This window comes from Methanosarcina sp. UBA289 (assembly GCA_002496565.1).
Classification (GTDB): Archaea; Halobacteriota; Methanosarcinia; order Methanosarcinales; family Methanosarcinaceae; genus Methanosarcina.
The window spans coordinates 142,740-161,337 of record DAKJ01000018.1 but is presented as its reverse complement, the minus strand read 5'-3'; the positions used below and the strand labels follow the sequence as shown (position 1 = coordinate 161,337).

Sequence of the window (18,598 nt, the reverse complement as noted above, 5' to 3'; positions counted from 1 at the left end):
ATATTATATTTATGAACTTGACGCCAAAAATGCAAGAAAGAGATGAAAAATGTCTGAGAAATACGCAAGAACTAAAACTATTACAATAAAGGATGCGCACATAGAAAGCCTGAAAATAGAAGGATTAAAGCAAAAGCCCCTTATCATCAGTAACCTGACCTTGAAAAATGTCAGATTCATTATCAGATTGCCGCCGGAAAAGAAGAAATGAAAGTAAATATTGGCTATCTCTAATGTAAAAATTAAGGTTAAGGACTTTTAAATGGTTGGATTCCAAAGACTTCCAGTATTATAGTTCAGGTTCTCCTATATAGGCTCAAAAGGTTAAAAATTCTTCATGATTTCAAAATCTAGTGTACTGTGGCTAATTTTCAGTAATAACATTAGGTTAATCATTATTTTTTTACAAAATATATTTAATTTTAGAAAAATAGTTTCTGATATCTTTTATAATATCTCTAATATATATCTCAGCATATAAACATATATTACAATCCTCAAGGTGTTTATATGAATCCGTTAGATGCAAAAGATAACTATAACATAGGTTATAATTATTTTTTCAAAGGGCAGTATAAAGAATCTATACAATTTTTTAAAAAAGAGTCCTCCAAATATAATAAAAATCAAATTCAAGCATTAAAGTTCAAGGGAATAGCACATTATTTCCTCGAAGAATACAATGAAGCGTATAATTCTTTTTGTCAAGCTTTAGATATTTTAAATACTTGTCAGAAACACACTCAACATGCAGTAAGTACTGCATTTCTCTCTGAAAGATCTGAACACGCTGCTGAAATACTATGTTTTGCAGGAATAACTCTCAGGAAATTTGAAGAAGAACTGCAGAAGAGATATTGTATTTTACCAAATCATGCAGAAGATATGTTAAAAAAATCTAAAGAAAAACTGGAGAAAATAAGAGATGAAAATAGAAACCAAAAAAATAATAGCATTCTAAAAAAACTGGGTATTGTCTATTATTTACTTAAAGAATATGATAAAGCAATAGAAGCATTTAGTATAATTAATCCTCAGCCTGAAGATTCAGAGACTTTAGATACTTTAAAAAGTGCCGGTTTAATTTACTACGAGTGCAAGCAGTACGATAAAGCGTGTGAAATGTTCGATAGAGCGATTAAAGTGAAGGAAAATGATAAAAACGAAGATCCTCTGCCCTATATTTATAAAGCAATATTACTAGCTAAATTGAGATGTTGTGACGTATTGGTAAAAGAAGCATATAAAGCATGTGATAAAGCTACTAAATTAGCTCCGGAAGCCTATAACATAAGATTCAATGAAGGTATGGCTTACTATTTTCTTGAAGAATACCCCAAAGCAATAAAAGCTTTTAAAAAAGCCCTTAAAAACGAAGGAAAGTCTAAGAAAAAAATGGTGAAGATAACTACGAAAAAAACTGATGAAGAAAAATACAAAAAAAATAATATTTTTGATGCACTGAGTATGGAAGGACTTTCACATTTTAAACTGGGCTCGCATAATGATTATAAAGAAGCATATAAATGCTTCTTAAAAGCTTTGAAGCAAAATCCTAATGATATTGAGATTCTAAATCTAAAAGGTATAGTGCTTTATAGGCTTAATGAACCAACAAAAGCAAAAGAAGCATTTCAGAGAGCTCTAAGTACAGATAAATCTGATTTATTCACACGCAATAATTTAGGATGGCTTCTTTTAAGTTTTAGGAACTTGGATGAAGCATATTCACAAATAAAGGATTATCTTGATTTATACCCCAAAATAGAAGAAAATACTAAAGATAATGATTTTTATGATATAAAGCAGACAGGTGAGAAACTTCGACGTGGTACTCGGGAGTTTGATAGATATGCTCGTAGAATGGGATGGGGGTGGTGCCTTAAAGGTCAGATAGACATTGAAAAACATAATTATAGAGACGCTATGGAATCTTTTGACCAGGCTATTAAATGGGATAATACGTTTTCTTTATATCTTCTCTGGCATGCGTATGCTAGATACCTCAGAGCAAAATATAATTGTGGAGAGAAATCTGGAAAATATCAAGAAGAACTCATTACTATTGTTAGGGACTTGGAGAAAATAAAATCTCATGAGAATAACAGGGTAGATGCTTATGCTCTTTACTTTTTGGGGATATGTTACTGTAAAATGGGAAATTATTTACAAGCCAAAGAAAAACTCATCGACTGTGTTAACTTAGGAATGGAAAAAGAGAAGCCCTGGATAGTACGCAAGCCTTGGATAGTACGGGGGACTGTGATAATATGGGAGCCTTTGAAAGTATATGATAAACTAAAGCTATGTAATGAGAAGTTGATAAAATTTATTTCCCTTAATAGTTCACTAACAAATACACAGCAAGTTGCAAAGAAACTGCTAGGAAATATCTGGACCTACCAGATAAAACCTCCGTGGCATGTTTGGTGGCTTTATTCGCCTTTATATAAATGGCATAAACGCATAATTTTCCTATTGATTTTTGTTCTTATTCTTTTGTTAATGGTATATGCTATTTGGAATGATGTTAAAGAGAATTTAAACCAGTTTTTACTAGCTGAAATAGCTCTAATTTTTCTTCTCATTTCTCCTTCAATAACTCGCATTGCAGGAAAAGATATATCTATAGAGATTCAATCGCCCACGTTCTCTGCTGTAGAATTTTATCCAGAGATGCCTCCTTTTAATCTTGAGGATGCTCGTCCCATAAGAGATATAAGTAGCAAATCTAGCACAACTGGAGATACCATACTATTTTTTAATCTCCGAGATTTATTAAAAAAGTAAATAGAGTTTAAAAATACATGACTAAGGATATTTTATCTTTGGAAATGAACTTAATTTATTCAAGTTCCTAAATCAGTAACTATCTTCTGTGCCCATATTTATAATAGACATCATATATATTTAGATGAATTTTAAAATTAACCAAATTTTACTCAAAGATCTCCGAGGGCCTATGAATTCTCTTTATGCCAAAGCCTGGTACAGTAAAGCCCTTGCTCTTTTGAACCTGAAAAACCAGATAGGGGCAGAGAAAAACTTTGAGAGAGCGCTTGAGGCTTTCGACGATGTACTTGAGGTAAGTCCTGAGGATAGCGTTGCCTGGCAGTACAGGGGAAACATACTTCGTTACCTGGACCGGCCGGAAGAAGCCCTTCAAGCTTTTGAAATGGCACTTAATTTTGATCCTGACAATGTTCCTGCCCGATACCTCAAAGGGCTTACCTTAGGATATTTGAACCTGCCAGAGAAGGCTCTTGAGGCTTTTAACGGCGTGCTCAGAAAAGATGAAAAGCACATCGGTGCTCTGTACTACAGTGGGCTTGCTTTAAAACAGCTCTCACGAAATGAGGAAGCCCTTGAGGCTTTTACTAAAACTGCCGAATTTAATCCTGAAAATCTGAAGGCCTGGTACTATAGAGGAATAACCCTTTCCACACTTGGGAGAAATGAAGAGGCACTTGAGGCTTATGGAAAAACCCTTATGCTAGAACCTTCGCATTCAGGAGCATGGGAAGGTGAGGCAAAAGCATACCTTGCCCTGGGTAAAAAGAGAGAAGCTTTGAGAACCTGTGAAAAGGCTTTGGAACTTGAACCTGCATCTGCAGTTGCTTGGGAAACGCAGGGCAGAATTCTCGAAGGCATGGGAAGGAAAGAAGAGGCTCTATCAGCTTTTGAAAAAAGTCTTATCATTGAGCCAAGAAACACAAAAAACAGACTCGAAAGAGGTAGGCTTCTCGGAAAGCTGGGCAGGCCTCGTGAAGCTCTTGACATATTTGAAAGTGTACTTGAACTTGATAACTCTCTTATAGAGGCAAAAGCTGGCAAAGGAAAAGCCCTGCTGGCACTTGGAAAATATCAGGAATCTCTAGATGCTTTCAGGAAAGCCCTTGAAGCTAATCCTTTGAGCCTAGAGGGATGGAGAGGGGTAGGCAACTGTTTTTTAGCCATGCAGAGACCTTATGAAGCTCTGCAGGCGTATGAAAAGGCCCTTTCTTCCGGAGTTGAAGATAGTGGTATTCTGAGCGGTCTTGGAGAAGTATATTATCAGCTTGGGGATTATTCCAGATCTCTTGAGAGCTTTGAGGAAGCTCTCGGTCTTTATTCCAGAAATCTTTTTGCGTGGAATGGAAAAGGAAACGCGCTTTATAAGCTTGGAAGATATAGGGAAGCTCTTGACGCTTATGAGACACTCCTCGAGCTTGACTATGAAAGTCTGCCTGCCCGTTATAACCGAGGAGTTACTCTCTCCCGACTCAGGCATCAGGAAAAAGATTTTGGAGAGACTCTTGGCAGTCAGCTCCAAACGGCTTTTAAAAAATATCTGGAATTATCTGGGGGACTTCCTGAAAGAGAAATTGGGGATGAAAGCTGGAAATATCGGGGATTTGCTTTTGCCGAGCTTGGAGAGTATGCGGAAGCTCTTAAAGCCTTTGACAATGCCGCGAAAAGAGAATCTGAACGCTCTTTTCCTCAAATTTGCAAAGGAATTACTCTTCTCTGCCTGAGGATGTATGAGGAAGCTCTAAAAACGCTCGAGGATGCAGAAGAAGCTATTTATGCAGCTACAGGAGCAGAAAAATCCACAAAAATTCTCGAAGATAAAGAACCTGAAATTTTGAATTCCGCTGAAATAAATTTCAGGTTGGAAATTCTCAGGAATTCTAAAGGGCTTGCTCTGAATGCCCTTGGCAGATATCAGGATGCTTTAATAGCTTTTGAAAGCGCCAGAGAACTTTCCGAAGCAGAAACAATTTCATATTCCGGAAAAGGCCTGGTTTTTGCACACTGCGGAGAATGGGGAAAAGCCCTGGAAGTGTTTGATAGGATCCTTACCTTTGACCCTCAAAATACACAGGCTTCAGTCATGAAAGCTTTTGTTCTCATAAAGCTGCAGGAGTTTGAGAAAGCCGTTGTAGTCCTTGAAAAGCTAACAAACGAGATAAACTCGGATTTTCCTTCTTGCCTGTTGGGATTTGCCTATTTCAGGCTGAAAGATTTCGATAGAGCTATCAAGGCATACAGAAAAGCAATTGATATAAATCCAAAAAATTTTCATGCAAGAAACGGACTTGCAGAGCTTTACTTCAGGATCGGAAACAGTAGGGGCGCATTAAAAGAGCTAGAAGCTTCGATTGCAGAAGCCCCTGATAATGCATTCTCAAGAAACCTAAAAGGTCGGATAGAACTTGAAGAGCAAGCCTGTGAGGATGCACTTGAGTCTTTCAGGCGAGCTCTTGCCTTGAATTCGGAAGACCTGAAACTGTTGCTCTGGGATGCGTATGCGAGGTATATGTGTGCAGAAACATCTTTTGACGAAAATAGTGCACGTTTCAGGTATACGCTACTTGCAGCTGCAGGAAAACTTGAAAAAGCAGCCATTCTGCAGAGATCCAAAGATAACGAACTGAAAGCGTATGCCCTTTATTTTCTGGGGCTTTTTTACTACCGGGCACACTACTTCCGAAAAGCGGTAGATAGACTTGATGAATGCCTGAGACTGGAATCTCCAGCCGAAGTAAAGAAACCTGCAGCCCGGCTCCTGAAAAATCTCCGTACAGGACCTCTCAAGCCTGCCTGGTGGGAATGGTGGCTTTATTCCAAGACATACGGCCTGCTCAAAAAGATGGGTTTCGGTCTCATTTTTCTCTTTATATTCGTCCTTCTATTGTCCTATCCCGCAGCTTTATCTCTTCCAATCATCTCCTGTCCCGCGTCCTATATAAATTCCATTTTTTCTCTCACAGGAAACGTTTCATGGCTGATTTACGGCAGAGAGTACATAATCTTTATCTTATTTTTGGCTTTTATTCTGTTCCTGCCCGAGTTCAGGCAAGTCAGGCCGAACGAAGAAGATTTTGAACCTCTTACTCCTCCATACCCTGATCTCGATATTCCTGCATCTATACTTGAGGAGTTTGGTGAAAAGCTCGAGAGAAGTCTATTTTCTCCTGAACCCATGGAAGAAAGCGTGCAAAAGCTAGGAAATTTTTGAAGGCATGAATAAATAAAATCTAATGTTTCAACTATTTATCAAAAGATAATTATTTAGTTAAGATGTAGCCAAGCCGAAAAGAGAAACACCAAGCTTGAATGTGATTTTCAACAATAGCTGTTTCTAAACTTATATGTTATAATTCAACACTTCGGAAATGAATATAAGTTACCCACTCGAAACAGCGAAGAGCCATTTTTATATAATGTAGAGGGTTCTATTTCCCTCGGATTTGTAGTCATGTCTCATGTTATTATGCTGGAACTCTTAAATATCAAATATTCCCCAGACTCCTCAAACATGATACCTCTAAGAAAATCTACTTTAGCCCTCTTGAGCGCAGCGAAAAGGGCACCGTCCTCCCGAGACGGGACTCGGGTGACGGAACTCGGGATGCAAATGTATATAAGTTCTCTCCTGTATTATCGAAGGCAGTGACAGCAAAAAGGACTGGAAGGAGACCGTAAGCCTTGAAAAACACGTTCATCCTTGGAATCGAGGGCACTGCCTGGAACCTGAGTGCCGCAATCGTGACCGAGACCGAGATTATTGCCGAGGTCACAGAGACCTACAAGCCTACAACCGGAGGGATTCACCCCAGGGAAGCAGCCCAGCACCATGCAAAGTACGCAGCCAGCGTTATAAGAAGGCTTCTTGCAGAGGCAAAAGAAAAAGGAGTCGAGCCTTCAGAGATTGACGGAATAGCTTTCTCCCAGGGACCTGGACTTGGGCCGTGCCTGAGAACGGTTGCAACGGCAGCAAGAATGCTTTCCATATCCCTAGGTGTTCCTCTGATAGGGGTCAACCATTGTATTGCTCATATAGAAGTCGGAATTTGGAGAACGCCTGCAACTGACCCTGTCGTCCTTTACGTAAGTGGGGCCAATTCCCAGGTTATTTCCTATATGGGGGGAAGATACAGAGTCTTTGGGGAAACCCTCGATATAGGGCTTGGAAATGCCCTTGATAAGTTTGCACGGGGAGCTGGTCTGCCTCATCCCGGAGGGCCAAAGATCGAGGCTTATGCAAAGAATGCGAAAAGGTATATTCATCTTCCTTATGTGATAAAAGGCATGGATCTCTCCTTTTCAGGGCTTTCCACGGCAGCTAGTGAAGCCCTGAAAAAAGCTTCTATTGAGGATGTCTGTTATTCCTACCAGGAAACGGCTTTTGCAATGGTCGTTGAGGTTGCAGAGCGAGCCCTTGCTCATACCGGAAAAAAAGAAGTCTTGCTGGCAGGGGGAGTTGGAGCAAATACAAGGCTCAGGGAAATGTTAAACGAGATGTGCGAAGCCAGAGGTGCGAAGTTCTATGTGCCCGAAAAACGCTTCATGGGAGATAACGGGACAATGATTGCATATACTGGGCTTCTGATGTATAAGTCCGAAAACACCCTTTCCCTTGAAGAGTCCCGTGTAAACCCGAGTTACCGAACTGATGATGTGAAAGTGACCTGGATCCGGGAAGAAGCAATGAAAAGGGTCCCTGAAATCGCCCCTGGAACTTCCCTCAGGCTTGGGGAAATGCTGGATAACGGGGCCGAGGCTGTCGTTTACCTGGAAGAAGGACCTGAAGGAAAAGAAATACTTGTTAAGGAAAGAGTTCCAAAGGCTTACAGGCATAAAGAGATTGATGAAAGGATCAGGACTGAAAGAAACCGGACAGAAGCCCGCCTGATGTCTGAAGCTCGGCGCAATGGGGTTTCTACGCCAATTATCTATGACGTGGAAGATTTCAAGCTCAAGATGCAGTATATCGATGGCGTTCCCATAAAATACCTGGTAACTCCTGAGCTTTCCGAAAAAGTAGGAGAACTTGTAGGAAAACTCCACAGTGCGGGTATAATCCATGGTGACCTTACGACCTCAAACCTCCTTCTTGCAGGCGAGAGGCTTTATCTCCTTGACTTCGGGCTTGCGTATTTTGACAAAGGCCTCGAGTCCAGAGGGGTAGATGTCCATGTGCTTTTCCAGACCTTTGAGAGTACCCACCGCAATCATGAAGCCCTGATCAAAGCCTTCAAAAAAGGATACCAGAGCACTTTTATAGATTCAGAGGATGTACTCAAGCGCGTTGAAGAGATAAAAAAGAGGGCTCGTTATGCATAAGATCGTATTTGTTACAGGAAACAAAGGCAAATTTGCCGAGGTAAGGGACATCCTCAAGACTTTCGGAATTGAAGTAATACAGGACAAAAACGGCTACCCTGAACTTCAGGAGGACGACCTTGAGCCCATTGCAGCCTATGGGGCGAAGCATGTCGCAAATAAACTGAATATGCCTGTAATGGTAGATGATTCCGGGATCTTCATAAAAGTCTTAAACGGTTTTCCAGGCCCTTACTCTCGTTTTGTAGAGGACAGACTAGGAAACCTGAAAGTGCTTAAGCTTATGGAAGGGGAAACTGACAGAGCAGCGTATTTTAAAACTGTTATCGGATATTGCGAGCCCGGAAAAGAGCCTCTGGTTTTTCCAGGTATAGTTGAAGGGAAAATCGCGTATGAAGAGAGAGGCACAGGTGGTTTTGGGTATGACCCTATTTTCGAGTACCAGGGCATGACCTTCGGGGAACTTGGAGACGCTGAAAAAAATAAGGTCTCCCACAGGCGCAGGGCTATTGACAGTTTTCTGGAATGGTACAAGGGTGAACTTGAAAAACTCTGAAAGGAAGGTTTGACAGTAAGATTTGGCAGCAAGACTTAACAGTGAAATTTTACAGCACGTATGAAATTAAGATGTAAAAGTAAGACGTAATAAACTGCGATCGCAAAAGAACTGCTTGGAAAGGATTGTTTATATCAATCCTTCCCTCTTTCCCACGCTTCTTCATTCTTTCAGTTTATTTTTAAGTAGACCAAGGGCTACACTGAGCTGGTTCAGACCCAATTTCAGGGCGATAGTGATAATTTTGTTATTTGAAATATTGCCGAACTCTCGTTTGATTGCAAATAAATCCATAATACACTGCTGGTCCAGAACGAGTGGCCCATCAAGAATCTCTTTTGAGGCAGGCTGTTCTTTTGAGCTTGGGCCCAGCTTTTGACCTTTAAACTCAACTTTCCTTGACTCTATTTCTAATCTACTTTCCGGTTTTGCAGCGCCCCCTGAAGCCTCAGGCGCTTCTGACTCTTCCCCGTAAAGGCATTCCATTTGCTGGAGACAGTGAGTCAGGCAAACACTTCTGATAAATTCTTCAACTTCCATACCACTGATGCCTGCATATTTCTTTATTTCGGCAAGTTGCTCTCCCGTAAATGGTATACAGAGCAGGTTTTCAGTACTCTCTTCTTCTATCCCAAACCCTCCATGTACTTTATTAGTCTTGATCTTCTATATTTTTATCTTTCGGTAATCTTTTCTTCCTTATTGTTTATGTTTTAATCTGTTCTTTATGCTTCGAGTTTTCCTTTTTCTTTAATATCTTCAAAGCTTGTTTGTTAGTCAAAGACAATATCTGTTAGTTTATCAAGTGTAAGAAATCAATAAGGCTCTTGCAGGTGCACCGTCGCAGTTCTCAATTTTGAGGGGAAGACAGAGGAAGAAATAGGTTCCGGTTTCTACGGAACTAAGTTCAAGGCATTCTACTATGTTCACATTACTAGAAAGAAGGATGTGATGAGCAGGTAAAGTTTCGGAATAAAGATTATCCACGGAAAAGCCATCAGTCCCAATTATCTTGAAACCTTTTTCAACAATCCAGGCTGCTCCGCTTTCATCAAGGTATGTAGGGCAGGATTCTTCCTTCTCGGTTTCCATGTCCTGAGAACTTAACTTTGCGCCAGAGGGACTAACCTCACCTGCAATTTCATGTTTTCGGGAAAAATCTTCTGTTTTCAGAAGAAGGATCTGGATATTTTCAGAAGCTCCTATACACCGGAAGGTCTTTTCAAGAATGTTAGCAGTCAGTTCGCCTGATAGTGAAGAAAAATCGAGAATAAGAGCCTTGCCCATGAGGTTTTTGAGTTCCAGTTTGTCAACAGTCCGGCCATTTTTCAGAATATGAGATGGAGCATCGACATGGGTGCCGGTATGACTTCCAAAACTTAACTTTGAGACCACACAGCCTTCTTCTTCAAGAGTACAGACCTTCTCAATTGCGGGTATCGGGTCTCCAGGAAAAGTCCGTGTAAAAGAGGAAATCGGAGTTGTAATATCTATTATTTTTCCATGAGCTATGAGTTTTTCCATATCAACCTCAACTTCTTCCACGCTAACAGGCATTCCTTTCACATCAATTGGAATTTCTTCCACTCTAACAGGACTTTCTTTCATGTCAACCGGAGTCTTATCCACCCTAACACCTTATTCCATATAGATAATTGACCTGTTAGTGCACTCATCTATGCATTTCATGCAAAGGGTACATTTTTTGGGGTCAATTTTCGCAAGCTCGTTTTCCTCATAAATTGCGCCCACAGGACAGATATCTTTGCATTTTCCGCACCTTTTGCAGCCGAAAACTACTACGTATCCATTTTGCTCTGACATTAATGAACCTTTAGCACCTTATGATATATCATTTTTTGAGTAAAGCCCTTTCTTTATAATTGTGTCTCCATACTTTCATCTGGAGACCAAAAACAAGCCTTATATATAACAAAAGAATATGCAGGTTCAGTTATGGAAAAGTTCACTGAAGACGAAACCGGCTCCTTTTACAGTTATCTTTCGAAAGGGTGCAGATTTTGCCAGGAAGGCGCCAAAATGGTCCTTTTCGTAACAGGTCTCTGCCCCAAAAGCTGCTTTTACTGCCCACTTTCGGATGAAAGGCGAGGAAAAGATCTCGTTTTTGCAAATGAGATGTCTATAAACAGCGATGAGGATTTACTTACAGAAGCCGAGCTCATGAATGCTCTCGGAACAGGAATTACAGGCGGAGAGCCCTTGCTGAGGCTCGAAAGAGTTCTGCACTACATCCGAGTGCTCAAGGCTTCTTTTGGAAAAGAACACCATATCCATCTTTATACTTCTCTGGCTCCTGACAGGCAGATTCTTGAAAAGCTCGCAGATGCAGGCCTTGATGAAATTCGTTTACATCCGCCGCAGAAGTGCTGGAATGATCTTAATAACAGTCAATACGCAGATGCCCTGCAATATGCAAAAGAGCTTGGAATCGAAGCCGGAATCGAGGTTCCTGCCCTTGAAGGAGCGGAAAAAGTTGCAGCTTTTGCAGAAGAAATGGAAGTTTTCCTTAACTTGAATGAACTGGAATTCTCAGATAATAACTCCGAAGCCCTCTTAAAAAACGGCTTTTGCCTTGAGTCTGACACGTCCAACGCAGCCGCAGGATCCTGTAAATTTGCCGGGATTGCCTTTCAGGCATGTAAAAAAGTCCATTTTTGTTCTTCAACCTATAAGGACGCAGTGCAGCTCCGCAAAAGGTTTCAGCGGATTGCAAAGAATACAGCAAGAGATTTTGACGAAATCACGGAAGACGGTACTCTAGTATATGGGGTTATTGAAGAGGGAGACCAGGAACTTGCAGAAAAAACTCTGAAGAGCATGGAAATCCCTTCCGAGCTATTTGAAATAAAAAACGGGAAAATCGAGATCGCCTGGTGGGTGCTTGAAGAGTTAAAAGAAGGCATTAAAGAAGAGTTGAAAGCTTCCGGATCAAGGCTTATTATTATTGAAAGATACCCATTCGAAGACGGAATGCTTGTCGAGCTAATTCCTCTTTAAGGTGAGCTTGGGACGAATAAGCGGGAAAGGAAAATTCTTACCTGAATTCATAATACGTTTTTAAAATTAATTAACTCCTAAAAAACAATTTTTGTGCGAAGAAATATTCCCCTCCTTCTACTCTTAAAAAATATTAAATAGTTTGAGGGTCAACTCGGATATAACTTTAAAACCATCTTTACCTTTAGAAATTATAAGTGTTTCCTTATGCCCTACCCGGTTGTACACGTGTTATTTTTCGTACTATGTATCAGTGCAGTAGCTGTCTATGCTGCTGCCAGATCGCTTTTTCGAGGAGAGCTCTCTCTTAAGAGTTCAACGCATTTACTATTCCTGTTGTTCGTAGGTGGTATATGTTCTTTATTTCCGGACATTGTGGTCATTCACAGCCTGCTAGTAAACGGTACTATGGAGCATTGCTGGGCCGGCCCGATTCCAACACATTCGCTTTTATTCAGTCTTCCCGCAGTCCTGTTTGGGATTATTGCAGGATATGTTAAATACAGAGAGTCTGGTAGGGCAATGTATCTCGGACTTCTTGCAGAGGCTGCGTTTTCTTCTCACCTATTGCTGGATGATATCAGCGAAGGCGGCTGCGAATACCTTTATCCGTTATATGAAAACAAAGTCAGTCTATTTTCAATGATGGACGTAAGTTTTCGGGGAACTGGGATCTTCCACTACCTGACAGCATCTTTTATATCTGTCTTTTTCATTTGCTTAGTAATAATGATGGCACTTTTTGCCCTGAGTAAATACGGTTTTGAACTAAGATACAAACTAGAAAAATAACTATAAAAATTTAAAATTGGGTTTGAAGTTCACCTACACCTTCAAGTTTTTTAACTACTTTGGCAGGATAACCCAGAGCAAGACTATTTGGAGAAATGTCATGGTTAACTACGGATCCGATGCCTATTATTGAGTTATCCCCTATCTCAACCCCCTGTGTGATTATACATCCCGGATTCACAGAGACTCCACGTCCTATTTTTATGGGAGACATAGTTCTCGGATATGCCTGTCTGGTAGTCAAACTTCCTCTCGTATGTGCAGATAAGATGCACCTATCCCCGATTTCAGAATAATCTCCTACCGTAATTAATTCTGGATGTATTCTATCAAAAACTACGTCATAACCGACATATACATTTTTCCCAATATTTACACCCCGCATCCTATGTAATTTAGCTCTCCAAGAAGGAACAGGAATGCTTGAGGCAAGTCTTTCCAAAATCCAGTTCTTAAAGTATTTAATGCCAAATAGAAGTTTGTTACTGTGGTAATGATCCGCAATTTCGCAAAAAGTTACCTGATCTCTATTAGACACTACGGTAGTCATACTAATACCCCCCATTTACCTATCAAATTGTTTTACATGATTTATATCAAATTTTTGTACTATTCTATCAAATCTTTTTCTACTATTTTTTCTATTAAATTGTTTTAGAATTATTTTTCCATTGGCGTTTTATTTACTAAATTAACTTATACAGTTAATGCTTAATTAATTTTAACATGATATTCTGCCGAATACGCTTATTTCCGGGATGCTTGATAAATAGACTTTTAGACAACTCTTCTGTTAACTGCAACCTCCCATTAACTTTTGCTTCTACTTACAAGCTCCATAAGCAGTGATTTTTTTATTTCTATCGCATCGTTAGGGCAAAGTTCGCGGCAGCAATAACAGTGAATACATTTTTCCTCGTTAATTTTGAGTGTTCTGTCTATTTCTTCAATGGCATGCGCCGAGCAATTCGAAAAGCAGGCTTTGCAAAGTGCACATTTTGAAGCGTTAATTATGGGCCTTACAGCTAACTGCTTTCGCATGATTTTCATAAGAAAAGCTGGTATGTAAGCCGTGATTCCGCCTTCAGGGGTTTTGAACCTGACCTTTACCTTTTCCAGAGGTGTCCCTATAATTTCGGGATGCTTGGTTCCGAAGCCTCTTTCAAGTGCAGCTATATTTGTAGGGACCTTCAAAGGATCGATTCCTATAAGCTCAGAGGCTACAATATCCAGGGCTACGCAGTCATAACTTGCCATAATCACGCCTGCAAAAACAGGTATACCATTGGATGGGCCATTTCCTTCCATTCCAATCACCCCGTCCATAACTGCAAACCGGGGTTTGACGACAGAATATATATCTACAACTGCCTCCCCGAAACGGTGGCGATCTTCTAGAAAATGAGCTTGTTTTCGGGTTTTCTGAGGTACAGTGCCGAAGAAATTTTTGACTGCCCCTGTATAAAGTGTAAGTTCATGGGTCTTGAGCTTTGGAAGCGAGATTATTACATCTGCTTCAAGTACAGCTTTTGAGATATGCAAATGAGAAAACTGCTTTGCGCCTGGAACCTCAACTTCAACAAAACCTGAGGTCTCAAAATTGATAAGCTCAACTCCTTGATCGGATGCAACATCCTCAATGCCAGACTCTTTAAGTGCCTGCGAAGTGGCAGTAGATCCAGGTTTTACAATGCCGGATCCGTCGCCTATTACCGGAATACCTCCTACTTCTGAGACTAGTTCGCACATTGCGTATACTATTGCCGGATGAGTGGTAACAGCATCCTCTGGCGGTCTGATAGCAAGCACATTGGGTTTGAGAAGCACACGGCTGCCAGGAACTATAATCTTATCAATCCCACCTATCAAATTCAATGCTTCTTTTATCTTTTCTTTAGCATTCGAGTAATCCTGGCATTGAACAATTGAGACCCTGGTATTCATAATCGCACTTTTGAGTTAGTTCTAAGTTCGTTTTTTTCTCATAATGATATTCTGTGGCAGTACCCTGTAGAAAGGCTTCTAGTAGTTTACAGGCAGGTGTTTGCTGAAGGCAAAACCTAATTTTAACCACTATATTTATTTACAGGCATCTGCGAAGTTTACCTGTTAATGTAGCAAATCGGAGGCACGGCTCGAACATATTCCGTAGCATCTCTTATTCTATTGATATGCCTCTGAGTTTTTTCTATTTTCTCTCTGGACATTCCTGTGTTCTTTTCAATTATCTGGAGAGGTAATTGGTGTTCCTGGGCATACAATAACTGGTCTAGAATCTGAATTGGCATGCGCCAGTAGAACTCCTCGTCGGTTGTGTAATTGCTCCATGTATCCGCACTTGGAGGACGCTTTATTATTTCTTCGTTAACATTGAGCAGCTTCCCCAGAGAATAGACCTGGATCTTATAGCAGTCAGCCAAAGGTTCAAGATCTGCGCCCCCGTCCCCATATTTAACAAACTGGCCAAGGGCCAGTTCAGTTTTGTTAGTTGTACCGCAGACTGCGTAGTTCAATTTTTCAGCGTGCATATATTGAACTATCATTCTGGATCTTTGCTTGACATTCTGTAGCCCTATCAGTTCCAGATAGTCATTTGCTCTTAATCTGCATCTAGCAACGGTTTCGCCGTCTTTTATCAACCGAATATAAGGAACATTTAATAGTCCCTGGTTAAGGAAGTCAGGCAGTACCAGAGATGTTTTATGTATTTTGGGATCATACTCAGGGAAGTTTCTCTTTATAAGCTGTTCCTTCTGATCATAGATATTCAATGATTTCAGGATAGGAGATATGGGAACTTCCTCATATGACACACCAAGGCTTTTACAGATTTCTGTTCCCAGGATCTTGCTGGAAGGAGATGATTCTTCTTCAGGAAGGATGAGTCCATACACGTTTTCTTTTCCGAGTTCCTGTACACACAGGGCAAGTGCTACAGCTGAGTCAATTCCTCCCGAGACTCCTATAACCACTCCTTTTTTCTTAAAGCCCTTCACTTGATCTCTAATAAAACCCCTGAGCTTTAAAGCTATATTCTCAATGTTCCCATTGAGCTCTTCTATTATATTCATGCTCAGTTCTTCTGCAACCTGCATTATATTACCCCCGGAATAATTAAACTATTAAAATTAGATCAGTTTATAATTAGCTTTAGTAGACTATTTCAGCATATTATTTATCTCAAAATCAAACTTTTACGAGTAACTTTTGTGAGCCCTTTACTTTCAGTTTAAGCTTTCTTGCGGCTTCTTCTATTAATGGCTGTGGCAGTTCCTGGTTAATTTTTTCAAATCCTTCTTCCCTTGACATTTCCCCGCTTCGGACAAGCCCTGCTACGTCAAAGGCATAAGGATGAAATCCATATTTCTCAAGATGGTTGTAACAAGCAAAGGAATTCAATGTACAGTTGGTTGAATTGCTGTCATTAATTCCCGGAAGTTCCCACCCGATTTCCAGCAGGGTCTCAAGCACTTTCTCTTCACTGTAATCCCACAGGCACAACGGGTGCAGAATACTCGGCACGTTCTCACCTATGTTCTCAAGAAATTCTTTTCTCAGGAGGAATAATTCGTCCTTATCTTCGATGCCTATTTTCTGAAGCTGTTTCTCAAATAAGCTTCTGGACCACTGAATGAAATTTACCGATAAGTTGATTATGGGGTTGGGAGATTGTCCAGCTGTAAAGGCAAATATGACGAAAGGTGCTTTTTGAAGAATAGCCTGCTCTATCAACTTTTGTTTAATGATAGTGATGCAAACGTTACATATGTCACTCGCTCTATATTTGGCGAATTTCGGAAATGCATCGTATGATTCCGCAGCTTTTCGGAATGTATCATATAGAATTTCCTTATCCATTGTCAACTGGAAATAATCGCACCCTGTGATATTGCACATTTTTATTGCGTTTTTTATTGCGTTTTCTGAAGTGAATCCATTATCAAACTGTACAGCCAGTATCTTAAGGAAAGGATAGTCTTTTTTGAGTTTGTAAAGCGTATATGACGAATCTTTCCCACCTGAAAGTGCATAAATTACATCGTAGTTGCCCTTTCCTCTATATTGATTAAAAAGTTCTTCAATTCTTGTCAGATACTCATTCTTTTCCTGTACAGTAAGAGGAGTATATGTTTCACAAAAATGACAGAGGCCAGTGTCCTCATTGATTTGTATGCCTGGAATATCGGAGTCCAGAACACATTTCTTACATACTAGCTTTGACATGGTGATATTCCTCTATAATGGATCGATTGGATATTTTCCCGTTCTCGCTCAAAGGAAGATGATCGACGAATATTATTTCTCTTGGGTATAAGTAGCCTGGAAGGCTCTTTCGACAGAACGCAAATAGTTTTTCAATTTCTGTCTCTGCTGTAGGTATGACCATGAGGCTAATTGCAGTTCCCATAAGTTCATGGTGAATAGGTACGACAAAAACCTTCAATACCTCATTATTTTCCTCTATACTCCTCTCAATTTCTCTTGGGTTAACTCGATGATCGCCAATTTTTATAAGGTCATCTCTGCGTCCCAGTAGTCTGATATATCCATTGGGTAACTTCTGTGCAAGATCACCGGTATGCAGCCAGCTGTTTATAATTCTGTTTTTAGTGGCGATTTCATCGTCCAGGTAACCCAACATAATATTATCTCCGGCGGCAACCAGCTCCCCCGTGATATTAGTTTTTGCTGGCCTGTTCTCGGAATCAAAGACATCAAGTAAAACCCCTGGAATTGCTTTTCCTATAGTGTCAACAAACTCATCCACGTCCTCGGCTGGCAGGTAGGCAAGCCTTGCCGTAGCTTCAGTCTGCCCATACATCGGTAGAATTTCCAGATCTGGAGCTAATTCCCTTATGTCTTTTACAATAGTCCGCTCCATTCCTCCACCTGCCGATGCAGCGGTTCTAACGTTTGAAAAGGCCTTTTTGAATCTCTCCGGATACTTGAGGAGTATACGGTAAGTACTGGGTACTCCATAGAATATGGATACATCTGACCTTATAAGGTTGAAAACCGAGTCTATGAAATTCATATTTCCAACCCTGACTGAGCCGCCAGCCATTAGATGGGAGTTAATTATAGAATTTCCAAAAGCGTGGTGTGGAGATATTACCAGTGCTCCTTTATCTCTGGAAGTTATCCGAAATATCTTTATTATTGACTCTGCGTTTGCTACCAGATTTCGGTCACTTAACATGACTCCTTTTGGGATGCCCGTCGTGCCTGAAGTGTAAAGGACCAGCCTCAGTTCTGGATTATTCTTTTCGGTTTCAATCTTCTTATGAAAAACCTCTTCTGAAGTGTTGCTGGAAATAACTATTACAGTTCCAAAACGTTCAAAAAAGTCCTCTTCAAATCTTGAGTATTGTGTATCGGTTGCAATGATATTGTTTACATGGGCAGCATCAAGGATCTTTTCAAGACTGAATTTAGGAAATTCTATTGGTAGAGGGATTGCGATGTTAGCCGATCGGTACACCGCCATAAGAATTTTTATATACTGTATTCCTGACTCTGCCAGTATCGCAAATCGGCAATGGTTAAAATCCATTAAAGGTGAAGCAATATCATTTATATCATTGTCAAGGCAGCTATATGAAATTGAACTTTTACCTTCTTCCAACGCAATACTTTGAGGAGTTTTTCTGGCGTACTCAGTGATATACGCATCAATTCGCATACATTTTCACTTCGCCAGTTTTGTTATCATATTAGTAATTCCCTGCAACGAATCAAAGTTTTCCGGTGTCAGCATATCCTCAGGAATCTCTATAGAATATTTTTCACAGATATAGTCCATAAGTTCAAGCAGACCAATGGAATCTATAATGCCATTTTGAGTGAGAGAATCATCATCTTCCAAACTGCTGTTATTGTCCATAAAAGAGTTAGCCTTCAAGTAATTGACTATGTCATTCTTTATCTGTTCCATGTATAATTACCCCCTGTTTTAGTTTAGCGAACCAATGATCATGAATAAAGTATTTCTGCTCACAATAACGTGAGTCTCCAGTGGTAATTATGTAATACAACTATATAAATAATTTGAGTAACTTAGTGGCTGACAAAAGCCCTGACAGAAACGAGATTTGAGTAAAATCAATCTGATGTACCTGATTC

At 40.2% G+C, this 18,598-nt stretch carries 16 protein-coding genes; 7 read left to right on the top strand and 9 right to left on the bottom strand.

Features of this window, described 5'->3' with window-relative positions:
- Nucleotides 1-49: 49 nt before the first annotated feature.
- From BP549_RS08605 to BP549_RS08585, 5 genes are all read left to right on the top strand, one after another.
- Complete coding sequence (locus tag BP549_RS08605; protein ID WP_292373395.1) at nucleotides 50-211, top strand: hypothetical protein; 162 nt, start codon at nucleotides 50-52, stop codon at nucleotides 209-211.
- 299 nt (nucleotides 212-510) lie between these two features.
- A complete protein-coding gene (locus BP549_RS08600) occupies nucleotides 511-2,790 on the top strand; it encodes a tetratricopeptide repeat protein (protein ID WP_292379832.1) in 2,280 nt (759 codons plus the stop codon).
- A gap of 172 nt (nucleotides 2,791-2,962) precedes the next feature.
- On the top strand, nucleotides 2,963-6,001 hold the full coding sequence (locus BP549_RS08595; protein ID WP_292379831.1) for a tetratricopeptide repeat protein: 3,039 nt from the start codon (nucleotides 2,963-2,965) through the stop codon (nucleotides 5,999-6,001).
- A gap of 470 nt (nucleotides 6,002-6,471) precedes the next feature.
- The gene (locus tag BP549_RS08590; RefSeq protein ID WP_292379829.1) at nucleotides 6,472-8,109 is read left to right on the top strand and encodes a bifunctional N(6)-L-threonylcarbamoyladenine synthase/serine/threonine protein kinase; all 1,638 of its coding nucleotides are present in this window, start codon (nucleotides 6,472-6,474) and stop codon (nucleotides 8,107-8,109) included.
- Complete coding sequence (locus tag BP549_RS08585; RefSeq protein WP_292379827.1) at nucleotides 8,102-8,665, top strand: XTP/dITP diphosphatase; 564 nt, start codon at nucleotides 8,102-8,104, stop codon at nucleotides 8,663-8,665. Before BP549_RS08590 ends, BP549_RS08585 begins: the two co-directional genes overlap by 8 nt.
- Nucleotides 8,666-8,827: 162 nt before the next feature.
- Here the strand turns inward: BP549_RS08585 and BP549_RS08580 are convergent, their stop codons facing one another.
- The 3 genes from BP549_RS08580 to BP549_RS08570 all read right to left on the bottom strand — a co-directional run bounded on the left by BP549_RS08580 (nucleotide 8,828) and on the right by BP549_RS08570 (nucleotide 10,489).
- Nucleotides 8,828-9,205, bottom strand: a complete 378-nt coding sequence (locus tag BP549_RS08580; RefSeq protein ID WP_292379825.1) for a hypothetical protein — start codon at nucleotides 9,203-9,205, stop codon at nucleotides 8,828-8,830.
- 261 nt (nucleotides 9,206-9,466) lie between these two features.
- The gene (locus BP549_RS08575; protein WP_292379822.1) at nucleotides 9,467-10,294 is read right to left on the bottom strand and encodes a cyclase family protein; all 828 of its coding nucleotides are present in this window, start codon (nucleotides 10,292-10,294) and stop codon (nucleotides 9,467-9,469) included.
- Between the two features lie 9 nt (nucleotides 10,295-10,303).
- Nucleotides 10,304-10,489, bottom strand: a complete 186-nt coding sequence (locus tag BP549_RS08570; protein ID WP_292379821.1) for a 4Fe-4S binding protein — start codon at nucleotides 10,487-10,489, stop codon at nucleotides 10,304-10,306.
- A gap of 132 nt (nucleotides 10,490-10,621) precedes the next feature.
- Here BP549_RS08570 and BP549_RS08565 point away from each other — a divergent pair, with 132 nt between their 5' ends.
- On the top strand, nucleotides 10,622-11,683 hold the full coding sequence (locus tag BP549_RS08565; RefSeq protein WP_292379820.1) for a radical SAM protein: 1,062 nt from the start codon (nucleotides 10,622-10,624) through the stop codon (nucleotides 11,681-11,683).
- 207 nt (nucleotides 11,684-11,890) lie between these two features.
- The gene (locus BP549_RS08560) at nucleotides 11,891-12,475 is read left to right on the top strand and encodes a metal-dependent hydrolase (protein WP_292379817.1); all 585 of its coding nucleotides are present in this window, start codon (nucleotides 11,891-11,893) and stop codon (nucleotides 12,473-12,475) included.
- A gap of 10 nt (nucleotides 12,476-12,485) precedes the next feature.
- Here the strand turns inward: BP549_RS08560 and BP549_RS08555 are convergent, their stop codons facing one another.
- The 6 genes from BP549_RS08555 to BP549_RS08530 all read right to left on the bottom strand — a co-directional run bounded on the left by BP549_RS08555 (nucleotide 12,486) and on the right by BP549_RS08530 (nucleotide 18,410).
- Nucleotides 12,486-13,040 carry an acyltransferase gene (locus BP549_RS08555; RefSeq protein ID WP_394339073.1) on the bottom strand — a complete coding sequence of 185 codons (555 nt, stop codon included), beginning with the start codon at nucleotides 13,038-13,040 and terminating at the stop codon, nucleotides 12,486-12,488.
- Nucleotides 13,041-13,285: 245 nt separating this feature from the next.
- The gene (locus BP549_RS08550; protein WP_292379811.1) at nucleotides 13,286-14,419 is read right to left on the bottom strand and encodes a DUF362 domain-containing protein; all 1,134 of its coding nucleotides are present in this window, start codon (nucleotides 14,417-14,419) and stop codon (nucleotides 13,286-13,288) included.
- A 158-nt stretch (nucleotides 14,420-14,577) separates the two neighbouring features.
- Nucleotides 14,578-15,570: an NAD(+) synthase gene (gene nadE, locus BP549_RS08545; protein WP_292379808.1), complete on the bottom strand. Its 993-nt coding sequence runs from the start codon at nucleotides 15,568-15,570 to the stop codon at nucleotides 14,578-14,580.
- Nucleotides 15,571-15,661: 91 nt separating this feature from the next.
- Nucleotides 15,662-16,699 (bottom strand): hypothetical protein, encoded by a 1,038-nt coding sequence (locus BP549_RS08540; RefSeq protein WP_292379807.1) that lies wholly within the window; start codon nucleotides 16,697-16,699, stop codon nucleotides 15,662-15,664.
- Nucleotides 16,680-18,158: a class I adenylate-forming enzyme family protein gene (locus BP549_RS08535; RefSeq protein ID WP_292379805.1), complete on the bottom strand. Its 1,479-nt coding sequence runs from the start codon at nucleotides 18,156-18,158 to the stop codon at nucleotides 16,680-16,682. The genes BP549_RS08540 and BP549_RS08535 overlap by 20 nt, the downstream gene beginning before the upstream one ends.
- A 6-nt stretch (nucleotides 18,159-18,164) precedes the next feature.
- Nucleotides 18,165-18,410, bottom strand: a complete 246-nt coding sequence (locus tag BP549_RS08530) for an acyl carrier protein (protein WP_292379803.1) — start codon at nucleotides 18,408-18,410, stop codon at nucleotides 18,165-18,167.
- Nucleotides 18,411-18,598: the final 188 nt, after the last annotated feature.